At 47.6% G+C, this 7,679-nt stretch carries 6 protein-coding genes and 1 pseudogene; 5 read left to right on the top strand and 2 right to left on the bottom strand.

From position 1 onward, the window contains the following. Positions 1-99 precede the first annotated feature (99 nt). Entirely contained in the window at positions 100-1,656 is a 1,557-nt protein-coding gene (locus tag KNQ13_RS15100) for a BCCT family transporter (protein ID WP_026830606.1), read from the bottom strand. A 434-nt stretch (positions 1,657-2,090) separates the two neighbouring features. Next, positions 2,091-3,265, bottom strand: a pseudogene (tnpB, locus tag KNQ13_RS15095) (IS200/IS605 family element RNA-guided endonuclease TnpB). Positions 3,266-3,387: 122 nt separating this feature from the next. Here tnpB and KNQ13_RS15090 point away from each other — a divergent pair. From KNQ13_RS15090 to KNQ13_RS15070, 5 genes are all read left to right on the top strand, one after another. Continuing rightward, the gene (locus tag KNQ13_RS15090) at positions 3,388-4,062 is read left to right on the top strand and encodes an NAD(P)H-dependent oxidoreductase (protein WP_014969273.1); all 675 of its coding nucleotides are present in this window, start codon (positions 3,388-3,390) and stop codon (positions 4,060-4,062) included. A gap of 143 nt (positions 4,063-4,205) precedes the next feature. After that, complete coding sequence (gene speE, locus KNQ13_RS15085) at positions 4,206-5,045, top strand: polyamine aminopropyltransferase (protein ID WP_014969274.1); 840 nt, start codon at positions 4,206-4,208, stop codon at positions 5,043-5,045. A 60-nt stretch (positions 5,046-5,105) separates the two neighbouring features. Then, positions 5,106-5,978 carry an agmatinase gene (speB, locus tag KNQ13_RS15080; protein ID WP_026830607.1) on the top strand — a complete coding sequence of 291 codons (873 nt, stop codon included), beginning with the start codon at positions 5,106-5,108 and terminating at the stop codon, positions 5,976-5,978. 207 nt (positions 5,979-6,185) lie between these two features. Beyond that, positions 6,186-6,980, top strand: a complete 795-nt coding sequence (locus KNQ13_RS15075; RefSeq protein WP_014969276.1) for a DUF4397 domain-containing protein — start codon at positions 6,186-6,188, stop codon at positions 6,978-6,980. Continuing rightward, positions 6,940-7,566 (top strand): class F sortase, encoded by a 627-nt coding sequence (locus KNQ13_RS15070; RefSeq protein WP_251027493.1) that lies wholly within the window; start codon positions 6,940-6,942, stop codon positions 7,564-7,566. Before KNQ13_RS15075 ends, KNQ13_RS15070 begins: the two co-directional genes overlap by 41 nt. Positions 7,567-7,679 lie beyond the last annotated feature (113 nt).

Here is a 7,679-nt window from a genome sequence, read left to right as displayed (position 1 = left end):
TAAACGGCTTGAGTCCGCTGGAATTCAGGGCTCAAGCCGTTTAAAAGATTTTTATTATTTCGCCTGTCTACTTGACGGGGAGCAGTTCATCTTAGCAGCTTAGGCTTCTTTTTTCAAATCATCGGCTACTTTAGAGGCGTCCGGTTCATTGGAAAGATCCATGAACAAGGCAATCACCATCATGGCAACGACGAAGATGAATGGGAAGGCGGCAAGGACGGCAGCGGCTTGTAAGGCACTGAGCCCCCCTGCATAAAGCAGAACTGCTGCAATCGAAGACTGGATGATGCCCCATGTCAACTTGATCCGCAGACTCGGCATCAGGCTCCCGCCTGAAGATAACATTCCGAGAACATACGTCGCCGAGTCGGCCGATGTGATGAAGAAGGTCGTAATCAAGAAGACGGCGATGATGCTGAGGAAGGTACCGAGACCACCGAATGTCTCAAACAATGCGAACATCCCCGTTTCGACTCCTTTATCGTTCACAGTTGAAATGAGATCAACGTTGTTGAACAATTCGTTCCAGATCGCCGATCCACCAAAAACAGAGAACCACAATAATCCGAAGACCGTTGGCACTAACATGATGCCAAGGACGAATTCGCGAATCGTCCGCCCTTTTGAGACACGGGCGATGAACGTTCCGACGAATGGCGACCAAGAAATCCACCAGGCCCAGTAGAAAATCGTCCAGTCATTAATCCATTGGCGTTCCCCCGGATTAAATGCCGATGCCCGGAAACTCATGACAGGTAGGTTTTGCAAGTAGGCCCCTGTCGTCTGGACAAAGAGATCCATGATGAAGCTGAATGGTCCGAGGAACAAGACACTAATCATCAAGAGTGCTGCGAGAACGAGATTCGCATTACTGAGACGGACGATTCCTTTATCAAGACCGGAAGCAGCACTCATCATATAGAGGACGGATACGACTAAGATGATGATCAATTGGGTGATGAAGGAGTTCGGGATGCTTCCGACTAGGAAGTGAAGCCCACCGGAAATTTGTTGGGCACCGAGACCAAGTGACGTCGCAACACCAAATGCGGTCGCGACGATCGCAAGGACTTCAACCGTTCCTTTACCGACGGTTTCATACTTCGGTTTCATTAGCGAAGCAACGGTATCACCGATTGTTGCCGGACGCCCTTTACGGAACGTCGAGTAGGCAATGGCAAGGGCGACGATCGCATAGAGTGCCCATGGATGCAGACCCCAGTGGAAAAAGGAATAACGCATAGCGAGTGGAGCAGATTCTGTTAGATCGTTTGTCGCGACCGGTGGTGTATGGAAGTGAGTCAGTGGTTCTGAGACACCCCAGAAGACTAAACCGATTCCCATACCGGCACTGAATAACATTGCGAACCAAGAAATCAGACCGTACTCTGGGCGATCCGTGTCTTTACCGAGTCGGATTGAACCAAAACGGGAAAAAATTAAGAAGATGGCAATTAATAAAAAAGCACTCATACCAAAAAGATAGAGCCAGCCGAAGCCGTTCGAAACAAAGTTTTGAGCAATTCCGGTAACATTACCGAGATTTGCGGCACCAATGAGTGATTCAGGCAAGATTCCCCATATGGTAAAGAGTAAGCAGAAAATGACAGAGATGATAAAGACGTTCGTGACTTTACTTTTTCGTTTATTTTCCATTGTGATCAACACCTTTTTTCGAATTTTACATGTGAGTTTTGTAGCTCGTTTAGACAACGACTTTAATATTACCCGCGTTATTTGAAACCAAAACCTTATCACGCAAGTTCTAACCGTAACAAACATTGGTGACAACTGGCAAATGCAAATGGGTAATGACAGAAAGTAGAAACAGTGGGAATCGTAATGGTCGATAGGGAAAAAAGTCTTGTGGCAAGCGTGTTCGACGACGGTGTAAGAGTGAGGAAAATTAGTTGGATTATTTATTATTTCCCGGTTCTGCTTTTTTGTAACGTATATCGACGGAGCAAAAAAACAGACGAGGTAAAATTGATTTGATATTGTAACAAGTAGTCATCTTGAACTACCTCCACCTACGCTTCACTTAGAGGTGAAGGATTCCTGAGTTATCCGACCTAACGGTCGAAACCTGATCAGGCTAACCCCGTTGTCCCGACGGTTGAAGAAGCTAAGATACGTTCGGCTTCTTGTTTAAGATTCAGTCCTGCGTTCACATCCCGGTCGTGATGGATCCCGCAACTCGGGCATGTCCATTCACGCAAGCTGAGATGTTTCACATCCTTGTGTTGATGTCCGCAACTCGAGCACAATTGGCTCGAAGCGAAGGTCTTGCCGACCTTCACGACGGTCTTCCCGTACCAGTCCGCCTTGTACTCCAACATGCGGAAGAACTCCGACCAGCTGACGTCAGAGATGGCCTTACTCAACTTGCGGTTCTTCTGCATGTTCTTCACCTGTAAGGTCTCGATCCCGATGACGTCGTGGTTTTTGACGATCTCGGTCGATACCTTGTGCAGGAAGTCAGTGCGCTTGTTGGCGATCTTCTCGTGGATACGGGCAACCTTCCGCTTTTGCTTCTGATAGTTCTTAGACTCGGAAAGCCTCACTTTCTTGTTCAAAGCGATGTGTTGACGGCGGGAGAGCTTGCGCTGTTCGCGCACCAGTTTCTTCTCAAGCGAACGGAAGTAACGGTCGTTCTTGTATACCGTGCCGTCCGACAGGATGGCAAAGTTCTTGAGTCCGACGTCGACGCCGACAGATAAACCGGTCTTCGGCAGTTCGTTGATCTCCTGCTCGACGAGCAGGGAGACGAAATATTTGCCTGAAGCGTTACGTCGGATCGTGGCGTTCAAGATACGGCCTGTGACCTGTCTCGAGTGGGCGAAACGAATCCATTTCAGCTTCGGAAGTTTGAGCTTGTTGCATCCAATCGAGACTTCAGGAAGCTGGTTTTGCCTTGGACGTTGGTCTTGTACGACTGGACGGGATGGCGCTTGGACTTGAAACGAGGGCGTTCGTTCTGCTTCTTGAAGAAGCGGTCAAACGCATCAGCAAGATGTTTGACGCTGATCTGAACAGATGTGCTATCGACTTCCTTCAACCAGTCGAACTCCTGCTTCAACAAAGGAATTTCTTTGGAACAAGAACCGTAGGACAGTCCTTTTCCAGTGGTCTTGTACGTTTCATCCCACTTCGCCAAGAAGTGGTTGAAGATGAAGCGCGAACACCCGATCGTCTTCGCGATCAGGATTTCCTGCTCTTTGGTGGGGTAGATTCTGAATTTGTAGGCCTTGTGCTTCAACACCATTTTTCACCTCCTTCAAAGGGAATATACCCGAAAGGCAGGCTGGCGATCCATCTCCCACTTTCACTTCGTTTAGAAGTGGGCGTATTCTCGCCTAATTTTGATAAAATCAGGAGGAATGCAACATGAATCATGACCAAACAAAACAACAGATAATCGACGCTTTTCAGTTCCGACATGCGACCAAGTCATTTGATCCTGCCCAAAAGATAACTGCAGAAGATTTTTCGTTTATCTTGGAGACGGCACGCCTTTCCCCAAGCTCATTTGGCTACGAGCCGTGGAATTTACTTGTCATTCAAAATGAAGCGATCCGAAATGAAATCCAAAACGTCACCTGGGGCGCACAAGGACAGTTACCGACCGCGAGCCATTATGTCGTTTTTCTGGCTCGGACAGGACGACAGATGCAACCAGACGGGGCGCACGTGACGCATATGATGGACGTGCTTGGTTTGTCAGATGAAGCAAAAGCGGGTCGTACGAAGCGATACGGATTGTTCTTGAAAGAAGATTTTAAAATCGGAGATCATGAGAAGGCGATGGAAGACTGGTCGGCGAAACAAGCGTATATCGCGCTTGGCAACATGATGTCCGCAGCAGCCCAAATCGGTATTGATTCTTGTCCAATCGAAGGATTTGACCAACAGGCGGTTGAACAACTTTTGGCACGACACGATTTGCTCGATCGGTCTGTTTTCACGGTCCCGGTCATGGTCGCGTTCGGTTACCGGGCAGACGAACCAAAACGTGCGAAACAACGTCGTTGTCTGGACGAAATCGTCACGTTCGTCGACTAAAAAAACAGGTATGATTTTTCGAATTATATAGAAGTTTCTTTCAAAGTTCGGTATACTCGCATTTGTATGATTAAGAAGCGCCGTAAACGCCACTCGCATACGAACAACTTTTGTCTTGATGAAAGAAAGGGGTTCTATCGCAAATGGAACAAAAATTAAAGTTATGGTTCACGGAACACCAAACGGAAGATTACGGTATCACATTCCGTGTCAACCACGTTTATGAGAGCGAACAAACGGAGTTTCAACGTCTGGAAATGGTTGAAACGGACGAGTTCGGTACGATGTTGTTACTTGACGGAATGGTCATGACAACAGATCGCGATGAGTTTGTGTATCACGAAATGGTCGCACACGTTCCACTCTTTACACACCCGAACCCAAAATCGGTTCTCGTCGTGGGTGGAGGAGACGGTGGCGTCATCCGTGAAGTCTTAAAACACCCATCAGTCGAAAAGGCAGTTCTTGTCGAAATCGACGGAAAAGTCATCGAGTACTCGAAAAAATATCTACCAAACATCGCAGGCGGTCTTGATGACGCACGTGTTGAAGTCATCGTGGGAGACGGATTCATGCATATCGCAGAAGCTGTCAATGAATATGATGTCATCATGGTTGATTCAACAGAACCGGTTGGTCCAGCCGTCAACCTGTTTACAAAAGGATTCTATTCCGGCATCTCAAAAGCCTTAAAAGAAGATGGCATCTTCGTCGCACAATCCGACAATCCATGGTTCACACCGGACTTGATTCGTGATGTGCAACGTGACGTCAAAGAAATCTTCCCGATCACAAAACTCTACATCGCCAACGTTCCGACTTACCCGAGCGGTCTATGGACATTTACGATTGGATCGAAAAAACATGATCCACTCGCTGTCGCACCAGAGCGTTTCCACGAGATCGAAACGAAATACTATACACCGGAACTTCATACAGCAGCATTCGCGCTACCGAAGTTCGTCAAGGATTTAACGATTTAATTGCACGTCAGGAGTGTTCCGTTTTTAGGGGCACTCCTTTCTATGACTGGAGGAATAATAATGCGTTTTGATGAAGCTTATTCAGGTAAAGTATTTATCGCGAGCCAACCGACTCACGAAGATGCAAAATCTGTACTATATGGTATGCCGATGGACTGGACGGTCAGCTTCCGTCCCGGTTCACGATTTGGTCCGGCTCGGATCCGTGAAGTCTCACTCGGTCTTGAAGAATACAGTCCGTATCTTGACGGCGATATTGCCGATGCGAAACTGTTTGACGCAGGCGACATCCCGCTTCCGTTCGGAAATGCGCAAAAGTCACTCGATATGATCGAAGAGTATGTCGATTCGTTGTTGACGGCAGGGAAGTTCCCGCTTGGCATGGGTGGCGAACACCTCGTCACGTGGCCGGTCGTCAAGGCGTTTGATAAACATTATGATGACTTTGTCGTCCTGCACTTTGATGCGCATACGGATTTACGTGATTCCTATGAAGGCGAACCGTTGTCGCACTCGACGCCGCTTAAGAAAATCGCGAACTTGATTGGACCGGAAAACTGCTATTCGTTCGGCATTCGTTCAGGAATGAAAGAAGAGTTCGACTGGGCGAAGACGTCAGGATACAATCTATTTAAGTACGAAATCGTTGAACCGTTAAAAGCGGTCTTACCGAAACTGGCTGGTAAAAAAGTCTACGTGACGATCGATATCGATGTCCTTGATCCGTCAGCTGCACCGGGAACCGGTACGCAGGAAATTGGCGGCGTGACGACAAAAGAACTACTCGAAGTCGTCCATATGATTGCCCGTGCGGATGTCGACGTCATCGGAGCCGATCTCGTTGAGGTCTGTCCGGCGTATGACCAGTCTGACATGACAGCGATTGCCGCAGCAAAAGTGTTACGTGAGATGATGATTGGATTCGTCAAATAATATAATCAAGCCAGGATCAGTTTTCTATTTGGAAACTGGTCTTTTTTTGTAGATGATATCTCAACTTTCGTTAGCACATTAGAGCGTTTACACAAATGGATTTTTCCTTTAAGTTTAAGATGTCACCACAAGGGAAAGGTTCTTAATGTAAAGTAAATTGTTGGTTTGAGAGCGAAATACATCATGACATGAGAGGTGGAAAAAAAGATGAAGAAATTCTTATCTTTCGTTACAGCTGCTCTGCTATTCGCACTATTTGTGCTCCCAGTAGGCGCGGCGGACGACGCAATGGTTCGTGTGATTCACGCTTCACCTGATGCTCCAGCAGTGGACATCGCCGTCGATGGCAAAAAAGCAGTCTCAGGAGCAGAATTTAAAGATGTCACAGATTATCTGACTCTCCCAGCCGGAGAACATAAAGTAGAAGTCTTCGCAGCCGGTACAACAAAAGATCCTGTACTTTCTCAAACACTCAACATCGAAGCTGGAAAATTCTATTCTGTAGCCGCAATCGGTAAATTGGCAGACATCAAACTGGCTGTCATGGAAGATAACGGCAAAGGCGAAGATGGAAAATCAATGATCCGTGTCGCTCACTTTGCACCGGATGCACCAGCCGTTGATGTCGCACCAAAAGGTGGAGATCCACTCTTTAGCGACCTCGAGTTCTCGAAAGTCTCTGACTACGGTACACTCGATGCCGGTACGTACGATCTTGAAGTACGACCAGCCGGTGCAACGGATGTCGTCAAAGCACTTGATGGAATTAAACTCGATAGTGGCAAAAACTATACAGCACTCGCAATTGGTCTACTTGAAGGCGAACCAGCCTTTGACGTGCTCTTGATTCCAGATGGCGGTGAAATGGCAGCCATGCCAGACACAGGTCTTGGTGGAACAACTGAAAATTCTTCGATGGCAACAACTTGGGCGCTCGTAGCACTTGCCGGAGCAGCACTTGTTGGGACAGCCTATGTCGTCCGTCGTAAAGAAAACGCGTAATCTCCTTGTATTCATTACGGTGATGCTCGCGGGGTGTGGAGGAGCAGAGAAACCTGCTCCATCTGTACCACGTTCCGAGGCACCAGCACCACCTGTCGTCGAGGCACCGCCGCCAAAGTTAAAGTCGGAACCGAAACAGGTGGAAGCATTCGTGCCCGCCCGCTTAAGTATTCCAACCATCGATGTTGAAGCCAATGTAGAGGTCGTAGGGAAGGATACGAAAGGGCGGATGGATGTCCCGAAACAGACTGATCAAGTCGGTTGGTATCAGTACGGCGCAAAAGCCAATCAGACCGGAAATGTCATTTTGGCTGGACATCTCGATGACACCGACGGTCCAGCTGTATTTTATGACTTAACAAAGGTGAAACGAGGACAAAAAATTGAATTGATTTCAAAAACAGGGGAACAGGTTTCATACGTGGTGACAAACGTCAAGTCGTATCCCGTGGATCAAGCACCCGTCGGATCGATTTTTGGTGCGACGCTTGCACAACGTTTAACGTTAATTACGTGTATCGGTACGTTCACACAATCAAAAGGATACGATGAACGATTGGTCGTGACGGCTGAACAGGAAAAATAAAAAAATGGACCGATCCACTGCGGATTGAACTGCTCCCCGTCAAGTAGACAGGCGAAATAATAAAAATCTTTTAAACGGCTTGAGCCCTGAATTCCAGCGGACTCAAGCCGTTT

The sequence above is a fragment of the Exiguobacterium sp. s128 genome, assembly GCF_018618815.1.
GTDB lineage: Bacteria > Bacillota > Bacilli > Exiguobacteriales > Exiguobacteriaceae > Exiguobacterium_A > Exiguobacterium_A antarcticum.
This window is presented reverse-complemented; position numbering and strand designations above follow the sequence as displayed.